Genomic DNA, 23,278 nt, shown 5'->3' on the forward strand with positions numbered 1-23,278 from the left:
AGCGACCAAAGGGGCAGACTTTTGATTGACCATACCCCCTACCCGCTGCCCCTCGCTTACAAAAATGCGCTCAGCTCCCCTGAGTTAGCTTTTTATAGGCGCGATCCTCGTTGAAAGTCGTTAGCTTTCAGGACCATTAATCGCCTGACGGAGAGTTTGGATAATCGCATCGCTTTCGCTGTAGGCACCAAAAATCCCGCCCTCGTGGCTTAGGCTGCTTAATGTATTCTGGTGCAGCTGTTCGTTGGCCGCGCCGCAGCAGTCGTTCAGCAGCAGGCAGTCAAAGCCCCTGTCATTGGCTTCGCGCATCGTCGATGATACGCAGACATCCGTAGTAACCCCCAACAGAATCAAATGACGAACTTGTCGCGTGCGTAAAATATGCTCGAAATCGGTGGCATAAAATGCGCTGTTGCCAGGCTTATCGACAACAATTTCGCCCGGCTGTGGCGTAAAACCTGGGTAAAAGTCGCAGCCCTTTTCACCGCGTACCAGCAGGCGGCCCAGTGGTCCGGCTTTACCCACGGGTGAGTCTTGCCGCAGCCCCTTGCGGCGCTTGTTGTCTTGCAGGTCCAACAACTCCGGGCGATGACTTTCACGGGTGTGAATAATTAAAAATGGGTGCTGCCGCGCTGCGCGCAAAAAATCTTGCGCCGGCTCAATGGCTTGGCGCAGATGACTCACATCCTCACCTAGACTGGCAAAATAACCCTCTTCAGCGAGAAAATCCCGCTGCATATCAATCACGACAATCGCTGTATTTTCAGGGCCCCAAGACCCCGACAGGGGCCAAGGGTAAGGTATCGTTTGCGCCACAGAAGCAAACGTACTCATGGCTGAATCTCCTGCATCCATTGAGTAGAAAAGCGCAGCTTGACATTTTCCTCGCTGCCTATCACTGAGCCAGTACCCGTTTCTATGCCTATAAAGTCAGCACTAGGTGCTCCATCTCCAAGCAGCCCGTGGGCAAAAGCAAAGTCAGCGATTCTTTCCATCGTTACAGTGAAGCTGTCAGAGGTTACATAGCTCAGTCCTTCCTGAGCGTTAAAGAACTCTATCGTGGCCAACTGTGAATTTAGGTCCTCAGCCGTGGTGTTAAGTTGCTCGGCCATGTATTGAACAAATTGAGTGTGCTCGGGATGATCGGGGTCAAGCATGGCGGTGGTTTCATACCATGCACCGGCAAGTGCTTTACCTAAATTGGGCTCACGCGCCAGAGTCTCGGTGTGGACAATAAGGCCGTCGACAATTTCCCCGTGAATATCAGATGAATCAAATACTAATGAAGTGTCATCGAATTGATTAAGAATTTGACTTAATTGTGGTTTCCAGGTGGCAACAACTTCCGTGGAAGAGTCAGTGAAAATCGAGCCAATATCCGCATCAGAGGTATTGACAACAGTGATGTCCTGTTCGCTCAACCCTACACTGTCGAGGGCTCTCGCAAGCATATAATGAGAACCTGATAATTCAACCAAATTAACGCGCTTTCCCTTAATGGATTCTAAACTTACCTCTTTACCGCGCATGACTATGCCATCACTGCCTGCTGAAGTACTCATGGGCAAAACAACGGTGGTATCAACCCCAGAAGCAGCAGGAATAGTTAACGCATCGAGTGTAATCGCAACAGAACCGTCGAAGGTGCCAGCGGCAAACTGTGTTTGAGCCTCGATATAATCATTGAGTTGCACCGCTTGTAGACCAAAGCCATATTTCTGGCCCCACTTTTGTAAAATTCCATGATCTTGCGCATAACCCAAAGGCATAGTTCCGGCATAAATGGTCCATGCTATTTTGTACTGATCTTCGGCTTGCGCCAGCGAAGCGCTGGCAGCTAAACCAAGAGCAAAAAAAGAGATGGGCCGGGCGAGCTTATTCAACATCGTATAACTCCTGCTGAGTGACTGTAGACTCAGATTAACCCGATATTTTGGCGCTTAAAATGACCATATATGCCAGCCTACTTGTTATTTTTCGCAAGTTTTGATTTTGTCAATAAACTCAGTGACTTACCTATTACAGGGCGGTTCTTATCTTCCATTTTACGGTATGCAAAACTCATAACAGAAGTTCTTTTGATCTGTTTTGCAAGAATGCTGGTTAACCTTCCCTGAGCCACAAGGGGCGCAGCGTACTGGGCGGGCATAAAACCAACATAACGTCCCGACAAAATCAAAAACGCGATCGCCTCAAGGTTGGCTGTATAACTCACATCTGCCAGCAAGTCGTAGCCCAGACACTCAATATCAGCTTCGTTTAAAAAATTCCGAGCCGCAAAATTCTGATACTTTAAAGTCTCGATCAGCTGACCGTCTGTCACTCCCTGTGAGTGGAGTATGGCAGCAGGGTTATTTGGAGCCGCGTATAAATAGTCAACCTCTTCATAGAGGGGGCGATACTGCAAAGCATCGTGATACCTTTCAAAAATTCCGAGAGCGATATCAATTCGTTTGTCCAATAAGTACTTTTCTAATTCGTAGGGGTTTTTTATATACAGATCTATGTGCAGCTCACCGTCAAAATAATTACTTAACTCGGAAATTGCCTGATCCAAACTAAAGCGGGTTTCGCCAATAATGTTATCAATTACCCCTATCGCCACCCTGCCAGACCCGCGCCCTCCCAAGCTATCCATTCGATTCTCGAACGATCGAAATGAAGAAAAAAGTTTGATTGCCTCTTCTGCCACCTGCCGCCCCTCATCGGTAAGACGAAACCCTTGTCGGCCTCGCTCGCACAACACCAAACCCAAGCGGGTTTCAAGCGCACTTAAACTTCGACTTATCACCGAGGTATCTTTGTTGAGCAAAGTTTGGGCGTTGGACACACCATTTGCCTCAATAACGGCTAAGAAAATTTCCAGTCCCTTTATTACCCCACTATCCACCTTCATCATAGCTGCAACCCTTTTGAACTTAACATTCAGTTTTTACCGCCACCAGAATACGCACACAGCTTTCAAAATCGAAACACAGAAAAGTTTTGTAATCTCCTGTAATTCTTTTTTTACAAACAGCCGAATATCATCTTCATCTTAAAACAGACCAAACACTTAAAAACCAACCACTATAACCCAAGGGCTTTACTGCTTCATGAAAAATATTCGACTCTCAAAAATATTCATCATGTCGCTCACTCTATTAACGGCTACAGCCACTGAAAGTTACGCAGAACCATTAACACCCGAAGAAAAAGACACTATTCAGAACCAATTAATGGAAGCGAAAAGCACTCTAAGTGAGCTTGACCATCGTTTAGAGTGCTATGAGATAACTGACCAAAAACTTCAAACACAAAGCCTATCGTTACAAGAAAATTCAGCAAACTTACGCCGCAAAGAGCAACAACTAAATCAAGAAATAAGCGTGACACAGAACACTTTAAGCAACCTTACCGATCAGAGCGCCGATCTGAAGAATAAACTAACAACTAGCCGTAAGAGTATTGAAGCATCACTGCGAAGGGTTAAATCCATTCAAAGTCAAATTGCCTCATGCAAAAAAGATTTGTGGATATTAGGCTTTACATGTGATTGGGCTAGCGAAATTATGGGGCTAACTAACATAATACGCGAACAAAACCACAACCTTAACGTGATGCTGAAAAAACAAAAAATACTTGAAGGCATCATGAGCAACCTGAAGCTGCAGTATGACGAGGCCAGCCAGAAGAGCCTTACCTACCAAAAAAATGCCCAAAAAACCTCTGCTCAAATAAAAAAGGTGGAAGCCGGGATTAAAGAAACCAAAAAAACTTTAGCGCACCTTCGTATTCAAAAGCAAGAATTCGGGCGATCCCTTCAGACGTTAAAGCAGTCTCTGAAAACACTTGACACATTAGACCCGGAGTCCCAACGCCGGTACTACCAGAACAAACTTAGACGTGAGACAGAAACCCTGAGCTCATCCATGCTGGCAACCCAAAAGACCTTAAAGAACAATCATCTGAAACTGCCTGACGGCAACTTTGCCTGCTTGTAAACCCATAACCCGAAAAAGAGGACACAGTCATGACAGCACAAGAAAACATAATCTCAGTCAACTTTGATGTTCGAAAAAGAATCGACGAAGGTTTAGACCGTTTGATTGCTCAACCGAACTTCTCTTTACCTAACTCAGATCACCCATTGGTTAAAGATTACGTACGAAAAATAGAAGGAAGCTATGATGTAACCCGCTCTAAGCTGGATACGGATAACGCCATTGATCTTTTATACATAGCGTACAACACAACCCCTCAAACCAAAAAAAATATAAGAACTCAGCTTGATAAGCTTATGACTCGACTTATATCGGCCCAGCAGCAAAGCGAATTGAAAATGTCTGCCGCCGTCACCAGCGCTGCAACCATTGAAAAGGATATTCGCGGCACCTTCAAGGACTGGAGCAAGGTTAAAAACAGTACAGACAAGCATTTGCTAGTCCAATTTGTCGGCGAAGATTTAGTGGATCTTGCCGAAGACATCAAAAATCGGGCCGAGCGCATATCCCAAGACCTCAATGAAATAGCCGATGTTTACGAAGAGATCATCGAAGATACAACAAAGTCCACTCATGACAGCGAAAAAGCGCTAGCGGATGAATTACAGAATAAAGCAGAAATAGAACAAGAACTCGCCGAAAAGGAAGCTGAGCGCCAAAAGCTGGAAAGTCTTGTCGAAGACTTGAAAACTGATATTAAAAAATACGAAAAAATGGCTAATGAATACAAAACGCAAGCCGAGACCGCCGAAGAGCGAGCGTTTGTCATGTCCATTGTACAGGTTGGTGCCCAAATGATATCAGCCGCCATTCCTGCAATTACCACTGCCTTAACCGGTGCTGCTACCGGGGGTGCTTCATTAGTGGCTGCGTCTGCCATTAATACCACCAGACAATTGACGAATTCAGAAGCAGCCAGCACGGATGATGACGATGCAGCAAAAGCCATTGAGGTAAAAAAAGAAATTGCCGATAAAAAGTCGGAGGTTGAAACGGCAGAACGAGAGATAAAAGAGTTAGTCGAAAAAAAACAAGCGCTAGAAGATGAAAAAGAAGCAGTTGCCGATAACGATACTCTTGAAGAGGACGCAAAGGAGGCTGAGGTAGAGTCTATAGAGAAACGGATTGATCAGGTTGAGCAAGATATAAAGAAGAAAAATAAAAAGGTTATAGCGGCAAAAGCTGCACTGGAAGGCGCAAAAGAAGCTTTTAAAGCATTAGATAAAGGCATGGGGGACATGGCAAAAAAACAGGAGCAACAAGCCACCAGTCTACGTGAATTACAAATGAAAATGCTTGATAAAGTCGAGCTCTATGAAGCTGAGAAACGCACCCAGGCTGCCGAACTGGTTAAAATCAAAGCGCTGTTAAGCGGAAAAAGAACAAAAGAAGAAACGATAAAACTCGCTATCCAGTCTTTAGGCTTAAGCTTAAAAGCCTTAAAGCGAGCACGAGAGATCATCATCGAAATCGCCTTCTTCTTTAATGCTTTTTCCAGTTATATGCACGAAATTATGGAGCAGGCCCAGAATCAGGCCAACACACTTGAGAAAGCCAAAGATCGAAGCCGCGTAAGTGCCAGAGTAATACGCACCACCAATGACTTTTTTGCCTCGCAATCTGCGCAATGGCAAGCCGTTGAAGTTGTTTCATCTAAGTTTGAAGAAAATTTTACAGAAGGCTGGAGCAGACTGAACGCGCTAACAGGTCACTATTTAACCGGCGATGAACTCACAGATTACTTACATCAAGCCGCCAACCAAATTGATCAAATCGCTCGAGACAGAAAACAAGCCTCATTAGCGCGGACGCTTGAGCTGCAACATTATCGAGACCAAATAAACGCGCAAGGCTAATCCTGTAGCTCACGACTTTAAGCATTCAAATTCATTTAAACCAAAGGCTTCCCATGACAATTAAAGACAACCAATACAACAAAGCTCGCTCCATTCTTGCCAGAGCAGGCAGTGACTCAGCGAAAAAATCCCACCCAAAACACAATACCAAGGGCGGGTCACCAGACAGGCATGGACAAAACTTAATCAATGAGGCGATTGAAGATTTTCGGCTCATGGATGCAGGCCAGGCGAACTTGATAAACGGTATGACGGCCGAACATGCTGAAGCCATCCGCAAAGCCGAAAATGAAATGGGCCTTTAAGCCCCCCAGGGAGGCTAGGCCTCCCTACTTCCACCTAACCCCCTGTTGTTTATCCGCTTTATCCCCTTTCCAACCGCCAATAGATCAATATTTGACCTTAATGTAAACTTACGTAAACTTTCGTGTAACCGTTTACACAAATAGTTAAGGTCTGCTCGCCCGATCTTATTAGAACTACATAAATGGTATCGAGTGTAAAACTCCCCTGCACTCTTAAAGATAAGCTATTTGCCTTGATTCATACTCAAACAACAGAGAATCAACGGCGCGAAAAACAGTGAATAATCACAACAATGAGGATGCCCACATGCCAGTGCAACTGCATAAAAAATTACTATCCTGGTCAATTTCAGCCTTATCTACAGGCTTAATCACATCATCAGCATTTGCTCAAAGTAGCGATACGCAATCACTTGATCAGTTAGAAGAGATCGTTGTAATTGGTATTCGCGGCTCGCAAAAAGCAGCTGTCGATATCAAACGTGACTCGCAGATTATTGTCGATTCTATTGTCGCTGAGGACATTGGCAAGCTGCCAGATGTCACCATCGCCGACTCACTTCAACGTGTAACCGGTGTACAAATTCAGCGTACTGCGGGTGAAGGCACCAGCCTGAATGTTCGTGGTATGCCCCAGGTGTTAACAACCCTTAACGGTGAGCAGTTCTTAAGCCCCTGGTCAATAACTAACGTTGGCGCAAATTATTCAGATATTCCGTCGACTATGATTTCCGGCGTAGATGTCTATAAATCGCAAAGTGCAGCCCTTTCAATGGGCGGTATTTCTGGTGTGATTGACCTGAAAACTCGCCGTCCACGCAACCTCGAGCAGGGCTGGACTGCTGCTGGCGGTGTCGAAGTGTCTCAGGGATCCATTACCGATGAGGATAATTACAATTTCAACGCCTTTGTTGGCTACAACGGCGACCGCTTCGGTTTTACTTTGGGCGGCTTTCAAACCGATTCTAACTCAGCTAACTACCAGATCCGCGAAGATTTACGCTTAGGCTTTGTTAATCAGGGCGGCGACCCTCTGGATTTGAATGGTAATGGCAACCTGAGCGATCGTTATCTGGTGCCAGGGGCCTATGGTGTTAGTGCTTTTGTGATGGAGCGCGAGCGCGAAGGTATGTCGGGCTCCTTTCAGTTCGATATTTCAGACAGTCTGCAGCTGACCACTGACGTGTTCTACACCAAAATGGATCAGTATGACCGCGGCGTAAAAACCTCCTTTAACGGCAGCAACTCAGACGCCTACGATGTGTTACGCCCCGGTACTGAAACCAGTTTTGAAACCACAGTGCCTGCCGAGAGCGATACTCCAGCACGAGATATCAACTCTGTTCAGGTGGCCGTGGTCGAGGCACCAGACTTTCAGGCGACAACCCAGAGCATTCAAAACCATACAGAGTCAGTTAATGCCAACATTGAGCTGGCGTTTGATAACGGCGGCCCCTTCACCGGCTCCGTGCGTTACATTCACGGCGAAGCAGAAAAAACCTACGAAAACGCCACATTCCAGCAGGGAACACCCGAGTGGTACTGGGTGGATGAAGACGGCGATGGCATGGACGATCCGGTTGACCCCTTCTGGGTAACCGTTGACTACCGCGAGGACTACCCTACCTTTCAGTTCGAAGATGACCTGTCTAGCATTGATCGCTTGAACCTGTTTCAAGCGTTTGCCGATGGCGTTGAGCAAGAAGCGACTCTGGACGTGGCTCGGGCAGACGGCTCGTACGAGTTTGACTTTACCAGCTTCACTTCGGTTGATTTCGGCGTACGCTACGGCCGTCGCGATGTGGACAACGAGCGTTTCATCTACATGACCCCCACAGGTTATTACTCGACCTGGGCCGATCCTAACGTACCTGAAGACTTGTGGTATCAGCCTCTGCCCGGAGACTACAAGTGGCAGCAGTACCCGGATTGGAACGACTTCGGTGGCAATGCACAGTTGGGTATCGAGCCGTTTGATGAACTGCGCGATATGCTGATTTCATACAACGATTTCGGCCCCTTCGGTGGTTGGGGCGAAGGCGTAGCAGCGCTTGACCCACATGTTTTGGACGACCTTGACGGCTTTATGGAGTTTGTATACCCAGGCTCTGAGCGCTTTACCGACCCTTCGCGCGCCTACTCGGTAGTTGAGGAAGAAACATCCGGTTATGTGCAGCTGAACTTTGCTAACGAAGACGGTTTATTTGGTATTCCATTCGACGGGAACTTGGGGGTTCAAGTAGTGGAAACCCAACGCGAAGTTGTAAACGCCGTCTACAACCAGCAAGCGGTACCTGAAGACGGCACTTACTATGGCGGCGGTTACCCCGCGACCTATGGTCAACCTCAGGGCTGGCAGGTGATGTACAAAACCCTCGGCACCGAAACCACTGAAACTTCATTTACCGATGTATTGCCTTCGTTCAACATCAACTTCTTCCCTCGCGAAGACGTAATTGTACGTTTAGGTTACGCCGAGACGATGTCTCGTAATGACCTGACCAACGTCGGTGAAGGCGAATCTCTGTGGTATCAGGAGTATAAGGTTTACACCGAAGACGGAAACCAATCTGACGAAAACGGTAACTACAACGTCGTTACCAGCCCAGGCGGCGGTAATGATCAGGGTAACCCTTATGTAGAACCTTGGCGCGCCAATAACTACAACCTGTCGACCGAATGGTACTTTGCTGATGGCGGCATTCTCGGTGCCAGCATTTTCTTAATTGAAGTCGAAAGTGCTACCCAGACTCTGCAAGAGGCCCGTGCTTACCCTGATTCGGATGGTGTGGTACGTCGCACCGCGAATATCTGGACCACTAAAAACGTGCCAGCATCCGACTTGCAGGGTATCGAGCTGGGCTATAAGCAGGCATTTACCTTCCTGCCGGGGGTGCTGTCCAATACGGGCATCGAGGCCAACTACACCTATTCCGACAATGATTCGGGCGCTGAAGATTTAGAGGGCAACGCATTCCCATTGCAGTCCAACTCTGAGCATCAGGCCAACCTAATCTTGTGGTATCAGGGCGATAAACTCAGCTCGCGTATTGCCTACAACTGGCGCAGCGATATCTTCCAGGGTCAGGCGGGTTTGAACACCAACGAAGCACCCATTAGCCTGGGCAACTGGAGTGAGCCCGCCGGTTATCTGGATGCCTCTGTGAACTACGACATCAACGATAATTTTACGGTTTACCTGCAGGGCACTAACCTGACAGAAACGAATTATCGCAACTACTCGCAGTTTGAAGATTCATTCTACTCGCTGAGCGTACAAGAGCGTCGCGTTGCAGTAGGTTTGCGCGCACGCTTGTAATCGCTTTACGTGTTCTGCTCTCCTTTGTAGAACTTACTTTGGGGCCAGACTTTCTGGCCCCTTTTTTATGCCTGCTAAATTCCTGTCATAATTCCCTGATCTTGTTCAGTTAATTTCGCGTATGATGAAGTTTTAGCCAAACGGGAGTGCGCGTGGCAGAAACAACACAGCAATGCTTTTTTCCAGGCCTGGACGGTCCTATCGCCGTTGTGGATATTGAAACCACGGGTGGGAATGTCACCCGTGATCGTATTACAGAAATTGGCATAGTTGAGTTCGACCACGATGGCGTTAAGGAATGGAGCACGTTGATCAATCCGGGCATGGCTATCCCCCGTACAGTGCAGGCTTTAACGGGCATTAATAATGATATGGTGGCAGATGCACCACGCTTTGAGCAGGTGGCCAAACAAATCTGGCAGCGCTTAGAGGGAAAAATATTTGTCGCCCATAATGTGCGTTTTGATTATGGGTTTATTCGCAACGCCTTCGCTGATTTGGGTTTTAGTATGCAATTGAACCTATTGTGTACCGTAAAACTGTCGCGAGCCCTTTACCCAGAGTATAAACGCCATGGTTTAGAGGCCATTATTGAGCGCTTTAACATACCCACCTCTGCCAGGCATCGTGCGCTTGAAGATGCCAAAGCCACCTATCATTTTTTAAAGCAAGCCCAGCAAGACAAAAGCGCTGCCGACTTTATGGCCGCGGTGCAACTGCAAACCAAACGCCCGAGTTTACCACCGGGCTTAGACCCTAGCATTATCGAACAATTGCCAAACGGCCCCGGTGTTTATTATTTTTACGGCGACAACGACAACCTTTTGTACGTGGGCAAAAGCGTCAATATACGCAAACGTGTGATGTCGCATTTCAGTGGCGATAAAGCCAGCGCTAAAGCCATGACAATGTGCCAGCAAATACGGGATATTCGCGCTACCGAAACCACCGGAGAACTAAGTGCGCTGCTGCTTGAGTCAGCAGAAATCAAAAAGCAACAACCCATTTTTAATCGACGCCTACGTCGCTTAAGCACGCTTTACACCATCCAATTACTGGAAGACAGCAAAGGACTATTACGCCCCAAGGTAACACCCGTTACCGAAGCCCAACGACACTTAAAAATGTACGGTCTTTTTCCCGCACAAAAAAAAGCCCGCAACGCCTTGCAGGAAACGGCAAAGGCCACAGGGCTTTGTGATCACGTCATGGTTCCAGGCACCGACCCCCAAAGCCCTTGCATGGGGCGGCAGCTAAAGCGTTGCGAGGGTTTATGTGTCGGCGAGGTTTCAGTCGTACAGCACAATGTATGGCTAATGGACGCCTTGGCGAAAATCGGTCTCAGTGCATGGCCCTTTGCCGGCCGCGTGTGTCTGGTTGAGTTCACTCGTTCGGGCGATGACAACGATAAACGCTACACAGCTTTTTTGCTGGATAACTGGTGCCTGCTTGCCAGCCAAGAAGGTGTTGGCGACCCAGATATTCAAGAGCTGTCACGCATGGCTTGCGAGCCTATGCTGGATCGCGATTTGTATCGTTATCTGTGTAAAGCGCTGCTCAAACCCGCAAAAGATACTCGCTTACTGCCACTGTAGACAAAGCTCGGAATTTGCCCCGAAATCATCGGTACGATTGGTTGCGCCAAGCAATGACACCGAATATCAGTATTACCCTTTTTAACAAATCTCTGTGAAACACCCCTTATAGTCCGGTTGACACATACCTCTGGCGGGTCTAGTATCGACCCTATCGACAACTTGTATACAAGTGTGTCGCCTCTGGTTGCGGTGCCTCCAGGCGCCACAGGCAGGTATATAAAAATAAATGCACTGTTAAGAGAGGATCAGATCCATGTCAGCCAAGCCGCAATTTAAGCGCTCCAAGTTAGGCCTGCTTAGTTTCTTAATCGCCAGTTCGACCACCGCCGTGGCTCAAACATCAAGCTCCCCCGACGCTGAAAACGTTGCCATTGAAGAGGTGGTGATCACCGGCTATCGTGGCAGCCTGCTGAATTCCACCGAAGCAAAGCGCGATTCCGTCGGGTTTTCAGACGAAGTCTTCTCGGACGATATTGGCAAGATGCCCAGCCAGAATCTGGCGGAATCCCTAAGCCGTATTCCCGGGGTAAACATCAACCGTGAGGTTACCGGTGAAGGCCAGCAGATTTCTGTGCGCGGCTTAGGCCCCTCGTTCACCAAAGTGGTATTAAACGGTAACTCTATGGCGGTCGCCTCTATGGGTGACATGAACCAGAACGGCAGTGATGGTCGCCAGGTGAGTCTGGATATTTTCCCGCCAGAGCTGTTTAGAAGTTTGGCGGTAAATAAAACCGCGACCGCACAGCAAATTGAAGGCGGGGTTTCCGGCTATGTGAACATGAAAACTCTGCGCCCATCCGATCTGGGTGAAGGCCATACTTTCAATGTGGGTTTGGATGGCGTGTACAAAGAAGCCACCAGTTCCACAAGCCCGAAAGGCGCCCTCACCTACAGCTTTTCTAATGACACATTCGGTGTCTTAACCAGCGTTGTGGCTCAGGCGAATGATCACGGCGTTGAAGGTTACGAAGTAATTGGTAATGTATTACAGGGCGCGTGTCTTGGTGAAACCGGAACGAACGCGTGTGACGACGGCAGTGGCGATGGCCTGCGCTATTCAAACATTGCCACCGCAGATTACGCCGCGGCCCACCCCGGCGTGAATGTGGGTGATGTTATTGACATCAGTGCCAATCAATCCACCTTCGATAGTATGCAACTGCCTTACATTGGCCGAATGGTATCGACCAATGGTAAAAAAGACAGCATTTCTGCGCTGGTGTCGTTGGAGTACACCCCTAACGACGATATTACCGCCGCTCTAGATATTTTAAGTGCGGATACCTCGAACGAATACACCCGCGATGAAATCTCCCATTTTTACCGTCGTAACTATGTCTACCAGCCCATCCCTTCTGACATAGTGCTGGACAGTAAAAACCAGGTGGTTTCCGGTACGTTTTACGGTACTTCACCTTGGATCGGTTCGCAGGATTACGACGAAGAAACCACGTTTACCAGTATTATGCCGAGCGTTGACTGGCAAATTTCTGATTCCTTTTCTATGGCCGCATCGGCCAGCTTTACCGACTCGGAATTCTCTCGTTACAACCCTTATGGTTTGATGTTTGGCGCTAACACCACGCTTGAATACGACAATAACGGCATTGTTCCGTATGTCAGCTACGGCAGCACCAACGACTACGCCAACTACACCACACACAATGGCGAAGATCGGATTCGTGCCAGCCATACCGAGCGCGAGACTTCTACTACGGGCTTCCATGTGGATTTTGAATACGGTGAAGACGCCGATCGCAACGGCTTTAAGTTTGGTATCCATCACGATCAAGTTGAGTCTACCCGGCAAACCTTTTTGCCGGTCTTCTCTTTAGAGTACGACGGCAATGCAGACGGCTCTGTCACCATGGCCGAGTACCTTGAAGGCTCTGGCGCGACGGCCGAGCTGACCAACAATATTCAAAATTATATTCGCACCGTTAATTTTGGCTCTAACATCGATGGCTGGAATGGCGTGCAGAGTTTTGGTGCGACCGACTGGTCCGCCATGAAAAACCTTATTGGCTTTGACCAGTGGCAGGAAGAGCAGCAAAACCTGACCAATATTGAAGAAGAAGTCACCGCCCTGTACGTAGAGTTTAATACCGAGGCTGAAATCGGCGGTCGTATTTTACGTACCAACAGTGGTGTTCGTGCGGTTAAAACCGATCAGTTTGTGGAAGACCAAACAGGCGCCACCAGCGAAAGCTACGATCGCATTCTGCCTTCGTTTAGTGCGGTGTACGACCTGAGCGACGACATCAAGTTGCGTACCAGTGCGTCGCGCAGCTTAACCCGTGCGAACCCCAGCGACATGTTTCCGGGTGCTCAGTGGGATGGCTCTGGTATCGATGTAGTACGGGTGGGCAACCCAGGCCTGGCGCCGTTTGAATCCACCAACCTGGATATTGGCGGTGAGTGGTATTTCAGCGATTTAGGTTACGTGGGTTTAACCTACTACACCAAAGACATTACGGGTTTCACTTACCAAGATACCATTTTGGAAAATCTGGATAACCTCGGACAGTACGGCGTAGATTTAAACGAGTTAACTCCCACCCAGCTTGAGGCGGAATCCATTTGTACTCCAAACTGTACCGTACAGGTTATCACCCGCGTGAACAGCCGTGAGGCGAGCACGTTAAAAGGCTTCGAGCTGATTTGGGTTCAGCCTTTGGACTTTTTGGTTGAAGGCTTAGGCTTTAACGCCAGTGCCAATAAAATCGAAGACGACTCACCCGAGGGCGCCGAAATTACCGGCGTGTCTGACTCTTACAACCTGACCGGTTACTACGAAAATGATGTGTTCCAGGCGCGCGTTACTCTCTACCATCAGGAAGGCGCCGTAGCGTTTAACTCTTGGGGGCAAGACGTAGAAACCCGCGATCGTTCTCAAGTGGATGTGTCGGCCAGCTATCGACTGCCGGTCATGCAGGACAACGATCTGACCTTGACGTTCGATGCCTATAATGTGAACAACGAACCTCTGTCGACCCGCTTCGTGGGCGATGGCGTAGAGGAAGATTCACAGTCGTATAACGTGTATTACCCTGGCGCTACGTACACCATGGGTGTGCGCGCCTCATTCTAAAGCGGTTAGCGCCGCCTGGCGGCGCTACTGATTAGAGAGTGACTGGACCGCGACGACCGTCAATGGAATTAATGAGTATTTGTTGAACCCTTAGCATGATGTAGACCTTCGCCCCGGTTTTACGGGGCTTTTTTATGCTTGGGGTTTTATTGAAAGTATTCCGGGTGTTCTTTAGGCAGGGTTTCCAGCACTTTATACACGCCACGCAGGTGTAGGCTCATGGCGCTTACTGAGTCGCCGACAGAGCCTGATTTCAAAGCCTTGAGAATCGCTTTATGCTGACTGATAACACGCTTATATTGGCCGCTAATGTGTAAGCTCAATGTACGCACCCTGTCCATGTGCGCCTTTTCCTCTTCAATCATTGACGCTACGCGGGTATACCCGGTGTAACTGGCCAAGAGCTGGTGAAACTTATCATCAAGCTCTCGAAACAAAAGCGCATTGTCAGCGTCTGCGGCGATTTGTTGCTCGGCAATAACGGCTTCAGCCGCACGTATGCTCTGAGCATCAATATTTTCTGCCAAATGGCTTACCACCGATACCTCTAGCGCCTCTCGAATAAAACGCGCTTCGAGAATCTTTTCCATGCTCAGACGAGAAACATAAGTGCCCCGCTGTGGTAATACCTCAACAAACGCCAAATTGGAGAGTTTAATTAACGCTTCACGCACCGGGGTGCGGCTTACGCCAAACTTGGTCGCCAAAGCCGTTTCTGAAATCAATTGCCCAGGTTCAAGCTCCATACTGACAATCGCATCGCGTATGAAGCCGTATATCTGACCACTGGCCGGGCGTGAGTAATCCAGCTGCTTGCCGTAAGCCGCAGCTTTGTCTAAAAATTTCAGGGGCTGTTTGCTCAAAAGCGCAAATCCTTCAGGTTGTGAGAGTTACCTTTATTCTTCTCATACGGTTTATTCTAAAGCATAGCGGTTTGATTTGTCAGCAACTGAAGCCTGCCGACCGAGCTGATATAATCCAAGTCCGTCAATGTTTTAGGATCACACCATGGCCAGCGTACACACCCTATGTGCCGGTTGTTTAACTGCCAATCGTATCGATGAAAGCCGTTTGGGCGATATTCCCAAATGCGGTAAGTGCGGGGGGAAGGTATTCAGTGGCCAGCCGTTAGCCGCTGATGACAACCAGTTCGCACGCTGGATGGAATACGAACAATTACCGGTGGTGGTGGATTTTTGGGCACCATGGTGTGGCCCCTGCCAGAGCTTTGCCCCCGGTTACGCGCGAGCCGCCAGTGAGCTTGAGCCCATTGCCCGGTTCGTGAAAGTAAATACCGAGCAAGCACAAAAAACAGCGGCGCAGTTTTCGATTCGCAGCATTCCAACGCTTATGGTGTTTCGCGGTGGTCAGGTTGTGGCTCAGCAGGCGGGCGCACTGCCCTACCCGCAATTTCTGCAGTGGTTGCATGGTATTCTGATGGATTGATCAGCTTTACGAAATGGGTGTGCTTCTTTTTTTGCACCAAATAAGGACGCCACTTACACTCACCACCGTAATTAACAGACCAAGTAAAGCGACAAAAATTTTAAACGGCATACCCCATAAACTGGCTCTGTGAATTGTGTGCAGCCAGGTACTGACAGTATTGCCTGCGTATTCTCCTGTGGGAAGGTAACTGAAAATAGGGGCACCTGTACTCGCGTCGATATATACCTCGGTACGCACCTGGAAGCGGCTTAAATCCCGATCGGATTGCACCCGGTAGCGGTAGGCGTTGTAACCTCGTATGTAATCCAGTGCATTAGCACCTTGTAAAGTCAGTGAATGTTGTTGCGCAAGTGTTTCTATGGCTGCGTTGGCGTGTTGTTCTGCTTGCTGCCAGCCAAGCGGTGCAAGCCTCGGGCCGGGTTCGCGGTCGGCCAGGTGGAACCAGGGCGGGTGAAATTCCATCACACTGCGGGTTGTGTGCAAATACACGCTGTTCCACAAATTCATGTACACCGAACTCCAGGCAAAAATTAACAGCGCAAGCCAAAGCCATAAGCTGAGCGCCCGGTGTAAATCAAAATTAAAGCGCGCGGCCGAGCGGCCGGTTTTGATTTTCCAGGCCTTTGTCCAGGTTTTAAAATAGTCCTTCGAAACGCTTCTTTTTTTTGCTCTGCGGGGAAAGGTGATGATCAAACCGGTAAAGCAGTCAATGGTCCATACAAGCGCAACAATACCCAAGAACCACCAGCCGGCGTCACCCAATAGCAAAGTGTAATGCAATTCGTAAATAAACGGCATCAGGTTGTGCCAACCTTCGGCCAATACACCGGGGGTCCGAGTCCCCAGAACACGGCCATCCGCCGGATGCAGAATCACTTCGGTAAAGTTCGGTAGGTAAGTATCGCTTTTGCTGACCACCGTCACAATCACCCTATCCCGTTCGGCCAATGACACACCTTTAACCGCAAGCCGGTCATCAAGCTGCACAGCAGCATGAGCATACTCGGCTATGTTCAGCTGCGGTTTGGTGTTTTTAGGCGCGTACAAATGGGGGGCGCTGGCGCGTTCAAGTTCTGGCATAAATGCCAGCAGGCTACCTGTCAGCGCTGCAATAACCAAAAACAGCGCGATGGCGAGACCGACATAGCGGTGCAGTAAACGCAGGTAGTGGCTCATTAACGCAGCAGGCCTTAAAAGTCGACGTTAATAGAAGCCACAGCGTTGAATGGCTCGCTGGGCATATTAGACCAACGTGAACGTAAGGTGTAGTAACGCTCATTGGTAATATTGTTTAGGGTCAACCGCGTTTCTACCGGGGTACCGCCCATATTAAAACCGTAACTGACAAACGCATCCCAGCGCGTATAGCTGTCGTCCTGGTAACTGTTATCCGTTGTGCCGAACCGCTCGGATACGTATACCGGGCCACCGCCTAGTGCTAAGCGGTGGCTGCTATAACGAAGCCATAATCCCGCCTGAGTATCAGGGGCGTTAGGCAGCTTGTTGCCCTCAGCACCTTTGTAATCTCGGGTAATCTCAGTCTCAGTAAGTGCCAGATTCGCCAGTAGAGACCATGCGGGACTTAACTCGCCAACAATATCCAATTCAAGCCCATGGCTTTGTGCTTCGCCAATGGCCACAGTGCGATTGGGGATTTCGGGGTCTGCGGTGGGTATGTTTTCTTTGCTTAATTCAAACAGGCTTGCCGTTACCGAGACTTTGTCGTTCACCCAATCGCTTTTAAACCCGACCTCCAGTTGACTTGCGGTCTCTGGATCGTAAAGAGCGCTGGGCAAGTAGTTAAAACCAGGACCAAAAGAGGTGGAGTAACTCACGTACGGTGAAAAGCCGTTGTCGAACTTATACATCACACCTAGACGACCAGTGGTTTTATCGTCATCGCGCTGGTAGTGTTCCACCGGCGAAAAATAAGACGTATGTAATTCGCGGCTGGCCGAATCATACCTAAGCCCTGCAAGCACAATCAGTTGATCCGTGAGGTACATTTGATCCTGCAGGTAAAAACCAGTGGTGCGATCGTTTTGCTGGGTAATGGCATCGTCTTGGGGGAAGCTGTCAAATTCAGCCACATTGATGTACGAATCACCTGCCTGGTAGGTAAGTATGTCGATTTCTTCAATAAAAGTAATGGACGCTTTAGCGTCAAAATCGTATGAAAAATCCTGCACCCCAAAGGTCAGGTTATGGCGTACCGCGCCGGTAGTAAACTGGCCATTAACGCTTGCCCACATACTTTGATAGTCAGCGGCCTCTGGGCCAAACCAGGCAGAGCGGCGCACAATGGTGTTGCCGGGGCTGGGATTGCCAGTGGCATAGATGGAGCGAAAGTAAGTCTCGGAGCTAGAGCTGGAAAACCCCAGCTGCATACGCCAATCGTTATTAAAGACGTGGTCCAGCACCAGCTCGGCAGTGCTACTATCAAAGTTTTGATAGGCGTCACCTTGGGCATAGCTGGTTTCACGAGGCAGATCGATCAAGCCATCACCCCAGGCGTGTAAACCCTGGTCGTAAATATATTCAGCGTTGGATACTTCAAGATTGACTCTTAACGAGGTTCGCTCGGAAAAACCAACCGTGAAAGACGGCGCAATCAGGTATTCGGTGCTGTCTGTAACGTCGCGAAAACCACCATAGCTGCGCCAGGACGCATCCAGCCGTGCTGCAATGCCGCTATTACCCAAAGCGCCAGTCGCGTTCAGAACGGATGAAACTTCATCCAAAGAGCCGACACTTTGGCTTAATTGCATGTCGGGTTCGGCGGCAGGGGCACGGGTAATTACATTAATTGCCCCTCCCGGATCACTCATACCCAGTTCGAGTGCCGCCGGGCCTTTTAGTACTTGTACGCTTTCGGTATTAGCACGAAAAAAACGATACATGGGCTGCAATACACCATTGCGATAGCTGGCCACGTTATTTGCAAAACCGCGAACCGTAAAGCGTTCATAGGCGCCACCCATGGTAAAGGCCGGTTGCACACCACTTACGTTTCGCAGTGCTTCCTGCAGGCTGTCGGCCGCTTGTTCATTCAAAATGGCCACAGGTATCGATTGCACCGACATGGGTGTATCGGACAGGGGTAAACCATTGAGAGTAAAAGAGGATGTATCTGCCGCTCGATAGGCGCCCTCGCCTTCACCGACCACATAAAGCTCTTCAATAATGCTGGTTTTTTGTAAAGTCGATTCGCTGGCAAAGCATGTCGTGCTTAGCGCAAACAAAGCGGCTGTCAAAGCTTTTTTAGTGTGATTCCCCATAACCCGTAAGCCCGTTGTTTTGCAAAGGCACAAACACTAACAGGCTGAATTTAGATTTATTTGGGTGTGGCAATATGTCGCACAGATGAATTTGATGGTCGTCACATTCTTTGTTTTACATTGGAAACCGGTTCGCAGTTTGAAGGCTCGGTTATACACGTTAGACACCTGAATGTCTGTAAGGCCTGAAGCTTTTATGATCGACCACGTTTCTTCCTATACCAACTTTGAGGCCGCTGTAAACCGGCTTTTTATATCCAGGCCGTAAGCTTCTGCGCTCATTGTTTTAACCCAACCCGGCCATCCAGCAATCTGTAAAGTCCGTTGCCAAGTGCCAAAGGCATCCCACACCTATGGCTCGCCATTTCCAGGAAGGGATAGCTAACAAGCAACAATACACCCCACCCGCCCATAGCGTATGCAGCGGATGAAACCCGATACTGCAGCGATTAGGGTCAAAAATAGGATCCGCCAGCAGATGGTCGATATCAATCACCATTGTTGCCAGCATAATCAAGGCGGCTTTAGGCCAATGATCCTTCCAGAACAACCTCGCGAAGATCACCGGAATGATAAAATGAAAGGAATAATGAACTGCATGTCTAAATAGCTCAGTGTTAACTTCCATAGGTGTATCTTAAAACCTCAATAAGGTCGAACTGTCGCGATTCAAACTTGATACTAGGGCTTATTTATTCACGAAGTTTCGGACGATGGCTTTCTCATTAGCTCAATAGGCGGGCGTGATTTTGCACTTTCATTGTCAATAATTTGATGAATGTGATCTTTTAGCGCCTGTCTCGCCTCAGTTTCTGAGAGGTATTTGAATTTTTCGTCTAAGTCTTCACTATCGCTGTTTATCAGAAGCCGAAGGGACAGCGCGTTACCGTCTTTAGTGTCGAGGGTAAAAAATAGGTTGCTTCCCTCAAAGGCCTCTCGGAAGGCAATTTCTTCTGGGTATTCTTTTCTGTTTTCTTTGTAGAACTCGTCGCTGTCAATAAAACCAGTATCCTCTACTGTCAGCTGAAAGAAGTTAACATTTTTATAACGATAAACATTTGCCTTGCCTTCAATCGTAATCGTCACCGAAGATTCAACAAACAACGAATCAAGCTGAAACTTAATGCCGTAGACGGTATCGCTGACTCTGCTTATGTCCAGGTAATAATCGCCATTTGATCCGCCATTGTCCCCACCCCATTCGCCTAAATATTGATTGTCTATGGGTCGGCCAGGCTCGTCACTATAGGATAGTTTTGTTATACATCCAGTTAGCAGGTGCGCAACAATAATTAAAATCAAACACTTTATGTACGGCATAACTACATCCTTTTATGGTTTTAATACTTCGCCTTTACGCGGCGCTTTTTGTTATGCCGCCAACGCCTATACCAAGCCTCTTACTGCCCATCGGCTGATACTTTTTGGAAAAAGTGTAATCTTGGGTGGTAGCACAAGACGTAAGAAAAATGTGTTACCCAAAGAGCAAAAATTTTGAAGAAGCTGCTGGTAGGTTTTCGTCGGTAAGTCCCTTTGTTCATTATTTTTTTGGTGCCTCTGTAACCGCTGAGCGCTTGATCCTTTCGGGGCTGAGTGATTCAGCCCCGAAAGGATCAAGCCAGCTAAACTACACTTTTTAGGGGTTGTTTACAATTCTGTCAGAGCCTCTTTTAAAAACTGCCCCGTCAGTGATCGCTTGCGTTTAATGATGGTTTCCGGGGCGCCCTGTGCCACAACTTTACCCCCCCCGGAGCCACCTTCTGGCCCCATATCGATGATCCAATCTGCCTCGGCTACTACATCCAAGTTGTGTTCGATCACCAAAACCGAATTACCGGCGTCTACCAGTCGGTGCAATACGTGCAGCAGTTTATCCACGTCGGCCATGTGCAGCCCCACGGTGGGCTCGTCCAGCACGTACAGGTTGTGCTGATTAACCCGGCCTTTGGCGTCTTCGGGGGTCATTTTGGCTTTGGCGAGTTCGGCCACGAGCTTAATGCGCTGGGCTTCGCCACCGCTTAAGGTGGGACTTTGCTGGCCCAGGGTTAAATACCCTAAGCCCACGTCTTGCAGCAGGCACAGAGCGTGATGCACTTTACTGATGGGTTTGAAGAACTCGGCGGCTTCGTCGATGTTCATGGCCAGCACTTCACCGATGTGTTTGCCTTTGTAGCCTACGCTTAAGGTTTCGTCGTTAAAGCGCCAGCCGTGGCATACATCGCAAGGCACGCGTACATCGGGCAAAAAATTCATTTCGATTTTCTGCATGCCCTGCCCGCCGCAAGCCTCGCAGCGGCCGTCCCCGGCGTTAAACGAAAAACGAGCCGGTGTGTAACCGCGCAGGCGTGCATCCACAGTACCGGCAAACAGTTTGCGGATAGCGTCCCAAATACCAATATAGGTAGCCGGGCAGGAACGCGGGGTTTTGCCGATGGGCGTTTGATCCACTTCCAGGATGCGGTCGATACCCTGCCAGCCCGTAAGGTTATCGGCCCCCTGCCATTGCTGGTTTTTTTTGCGCTTATTGGCAATGGCGTTTTTAACATTGGGGTAAAGCACGCCCCGCACCAGGGTACTTTTACCACTGCCGCTCACACCGGTGATGGCCACCAATTGATGCAAGGGCACAGACACACTGACATCGCGTAGGTTGTTTTGGTTGGCGCCTTCAATAGTGAGAGATTCTTTGTCCCACAAACTGCGCATTTTAGGATTACGCAGCTCTGGCATGGGGTGACGCAATGGGTTGGCCAGCATTTGCCCGGTAAGCGACTGCTTGTTTTTCATCAGCTTTGCCACGCTACCCTCGCCCACCACTGTGCCGCCATTAACCCCGGCACGGGGGCCGATGTCGATAATATGATCGGCTTCGCGCATGGTGTCTTCGTCGTGCTCTACCACCAATACGGTATTGCCCTGTTGTTGTAATTCGCGCAGGGTTTGCAAGAGCTTACGGTTATCCCGTGTGTGCAGGCCAATGGTGGGTTCGTCTAATACATAGCAAACACCCTGTAAGCTTGAACCCAGTTGTGCCGCCAGGCGAATGCGCTGCGCTTCGCCACCGCTTAGGGTTGGTGCGGCGCGATCAAGAGTTAAGTAGTTCAGCCCAACTTTCTGCAAAAAATGCAGACGGTTTTGCATTTCGCTTAACAGGTCGCGGGCAATGGCTTGTTCGGCGCTTTTGAGTTTCAGTTTGCCAAACCACTGCTCGGCATCGTCCACGGGTAAAGCTGCCAATTGGGCGATGGAGCGATCGCGAAAACGCACAGCCAATGCGGTGGGGTTTAAACGCTGGCCGTCACACTTTGGACAGGTTTGTTCTGTGCCCTCTTCTTCGGCTTGCCAGGTGTTCTCCTCGCCAGTTTGTTCTTCATCAAAGCCTTTGAGTTTAACTCCGGTACCAAAACACCCATTGCACCAGCCATGTTTTGAGTTGTACGAAAACAAGCGCGGATCTAACTCAGGAAAGCCACAACCGCAGCTTGGGCACGCACGCTGGGTAGAGAACAACCGCTCTTTGGTTTTTCTCTTGCTCGCGGCGGCTACCATAACCACGCCGTTACCCAGGCTTAGGGTTTGTTGCAGTGCCTGAGTTAATGCTTCGTGATTTTTTGGGGTTACGGTTAAAGTGGCGAACGGTAGTTCTATATCGTGCTCTTTGTAGCGATCCAGCGTGGGCCAGTCGCTGGTGGGTTGGTATTGACCGTCTACCCGCAGTTGGGCAAACCCTTTCTCTGCTGCCCATTGTGCCAATTCACGATAAATACCTTTACGGGCCACCACCATGGGGGCCAACAAAGTAATGCTTTGTTCGCGGTAATCTTTTTGTACGCGCGCGACTATGGCCTCCAGCGTTTGCGGCTGTATGGGCACGTCACAGCTAGGGCAATGTTGAACGCCTAGTTTTACGAACATTAAGCGCAGGTAGTGATAAATTTCCGTCAGGGTCGCTACAGTGCTTTTACGGCCGCCACGGCTCGTGCGCTGCTCAATGGCAACGGCCGGGGGAATGCCGTAAATAGCGTCTACATCCGGGCGTGCTGCGGGTTGCACAAACTGCCGCGCGTAGGCGTTTAAAGATTCCAAATAACGGCGTTGACCTTCGCCAAAAATCAAATCAAAAGCCAGGGTGCTTTTACCACTGCCACTGACGCCGGAAATAACCGTTAAGGTATCGCGAGGAATAGTGACGTCGATATTTTTTAAATTGTGCTCGCGGGCGTGGTGAACACTGATAACGTTCGCTGGTTTTTTGCCGCGTGCGCTTCGCTTGGCCACGGATAAATCGGCACCGCTTGTCAGGGTTTTTACGTAATCGGCGAGAGCGTTTGCGGTGTAGCCTTTGCCCTTTTCAATAAGCTGTTCGGGTGTTCCCTCGGCCATTAACTCGCCACCGGCA

General features: G+C 49.1%; 16 protein-coding genes. 7 read left to right on the top strand and 9 right to left on the bottom strand.

Features of this window, described 5'->3' with window-relative positions; all coding sequences use genetic code 11:
* Nucleotides 1–120: 120 nt before the first annotated feature.
* The 3 genes from D568_RS0110535 to D568_RS0110545 form a co-directional block, all read right to left on the bottom strand.
* The gene (locus tag D568_RS0110535; protein WP_020209567.1) at nt 121–834 is read right to left on the bottom strand and encodes a cysteine hydrolase family protein; all 714 of its coding nucleotides are present in this window, start codon (nt 832–834) and stop codon (nt 121–123) included.
* Nucleotides 831–1,886, bottom strand: coding sequence for a putative urea ABC transporter substrate-binding protein (locus tag D568_RS0110540; protein ID WP_020209568.1), 1,056 nt, complete (start codon nt 1,884–1,886; stop codon nt 831–833). Before D568_RS0110540 ends, D568_RS0110535 begins: the two co-directional genes overlap by 4 nt.
* Before the next feature lie 77 nt (nt 1,887–1,963).
* Nucleotides 1,964–2,899, bottom strand: coding sequence for a LysR family transcriptional regulator (locus tag D568_RS0110545; protein WP_020209569.1), 936 nt, complete (start codon nt 2,897–2,899; stop codon nt 1,964–1,966).
* Between the two features lie 196 nt (nt 2,900–3,095).
* On the opposite strand from D568_RS0110545, the gene D568_RS0110550 reads away from it, so the two are divergent.
* The 6 genes from D568_RS0110550 to D568_RS0110575 all read left to right on the top strand — a co-directional run bounded on the left by D568_RS0110550 (nt 3,096) and on the right by D568_RS0110575 (nt 14,152).
* Entirely contained in the window at nt 3,096–3,983 is an 888-nt protein-coding gene (locus D568_RS0110550; protein WP_020209570.1) for a coiled-coil domain-containing protein, read from the top strand.
* A 29-nt stretch (nt 3,984–4,012) separates the two neighbouring features.
* Entirely contained in the window at nt 4,013–5,839 is a 1,827-nt protein-coding gene (locus D568_RS0110555) for a coiled-coil domain-containing protein (RefSeq protein WP_020209571.1), read from the top strand.
* 53 nt (nt 5,840–5,892) lie between these two features.
* Nucleotides 5,893–6,144 carry a hypothetical protein gene (locus D568_RS0110560; RefSeq protein WP_020209572.1) on the top strand — a complete coding sequence of 84 codons (252 nt, stop codon included), beginning with the start codon at nt 5,893–5,895 and terminating at the stop codon, nt 6,142–6,144.
* Nucleotides 6,145–6,451: 307 nt separating this feature from the next.
* Nucleotides 6,452–9,463 (top strand): TonB-dependent receptor, encoded by a 3,012-nt coding sequence (locus D568_RS0110565; protein ID WP_020209573.1) that lies wholly within the window; start codon nt 6,452–6,454, stop codon nt 9,461–9,463.
* A gap of 152 nt (nt 9,464–9,615) precedes the next feature.
* A complete protein-coding gene (locus D568_RS0110570; protein WP_020209574.1) occupies nt 9,616–11,058 on the top strand; it encodes an exonuclease domain-containing protein in 1,443 nt (480 codons plus the stop codon).
* Between the two features lie 256 nt (nt 11,059–11,314).
* Complete coding sequence (locus D568_RS0110575; protein WP_020209575.1) at nt 11,315–14,152, top strand: TonB-dependent receptor; 2,838 nt, start codon at nt 11,315–11,317, stop codon at nt 14,150–14,152.
* A 146-nt stretch (nt 14,153–14,298) separates the two neighbouring features.
* Here D568_RS0110575 and D568_RS0110580 read toward each other — a convergent pair whose 3' ends face one another.
* A complete protein-coding gene (locus D568_RS0110580) occupies nt 14,299–15,015 on the bottom strand; it encodes a GntR family transcriptional regulator (protein WP_020209576.1) in 717 nt (238 codons plus the stop codon).
* 145 nt (nt 15,016–15,160) lie between these two features.
* Here D568_RS0110580 and trxC point away from each other — a divergent pair, with 145 nt between their 5' ends.
* Complete coding sequence (gene trxC, locus D568_RS0110585) at nt 15,161–15,598, top strand: thioredoxin TrxC (RefSeq protein WP_020209577.1); 438 nt, start codon at nt 15,161–15,163, stop codon at nt 15,596–15,598.
* A 6-nt stretch (nt 15,599–15,604) separates the two neighbouring features.
* Here the strand turns inward: trxC and D568_RS0110590 are convergent, their stop codons facing one another.
* From D568_RS0110590 to uvrA, 5 genes are all read right to left on the bottom strand, one after another.
* On the bottom strand, nt 15,605–16,777 hold the full coding sequence (locus D568_RS0110590) for a PepSY-associated TM helix domain-containing protein (RefSeq protein ID WP_020209578.1): 1,173 nt from the start codon (nt 16,775–16,777) through the stop codon (nt 15,605–15,607).
* A gap of 14 nt (nt 16,778–16,791) precedes the next feature.
* Nucleotides 16,792–18,879: a TonB-dependent siderophore receptor gene (locus D568_RS0110595; protein ID WP_020209579.1), complete on the bottom strand. Its 2,088-nt coding sequence runs from the start codon at nt 18,877–18,879 to the stop codon at nt 16,792–16,794.
* A 286-nt stretch (nt 18,880–19,165) separates the two neighbouring features.
* Nucleotides 19,166–19,507 carry a DUF6122 family protein gene (locus D568_RS0110600; protein ID WP_020209580.1) on the bottom strand — a complete coding sequence of 114 codons (342 nt, stop codon included), beginning with the start codon at nt 19,505–19,507 and terminating at the stop codon, nt 19,166–19,168.
* A gap of 68 nt (nt 19,508–19,575) precedes the next feature.
* On the bottom strand, nt 19,576–20,199 hold the full coding sequence (locus tag D568_RS0110605; protein ID WP_020209581.1) for a hypothetical protein: 624 nt from the start codon (nt 20,197–20,199) through the stop codon (nt 19,576–19,578).
* Between the two features lie 327 nt (nt 20,200–20,526).
* A complete protein-coding gene (gene uvrA / locus D568_RS22275) occupies nt 20,527–23,262 on the bottom strand; it encodes an excinuclease ABC subunit UvrA (RefSeq protein ID WP_425401966.1) in 2,736 nt (911 codons plus the stop codon).
* Between the last annotated feature and the right edge of the window lie 16 nt (nt 23,263–23,278).

Origin of the sequence: Gilvimarinus chinensis DSM 19667, assembly GCF_000377745.1 — a bacterium.
GTDB classification, from domain to species: Bacteria; Pseudomonadota; Gammaproteobacteria; order Pseudomonadales; family Cellvibrionaceae; genus Gilvimarinus; species Gilvimarinus chinensis.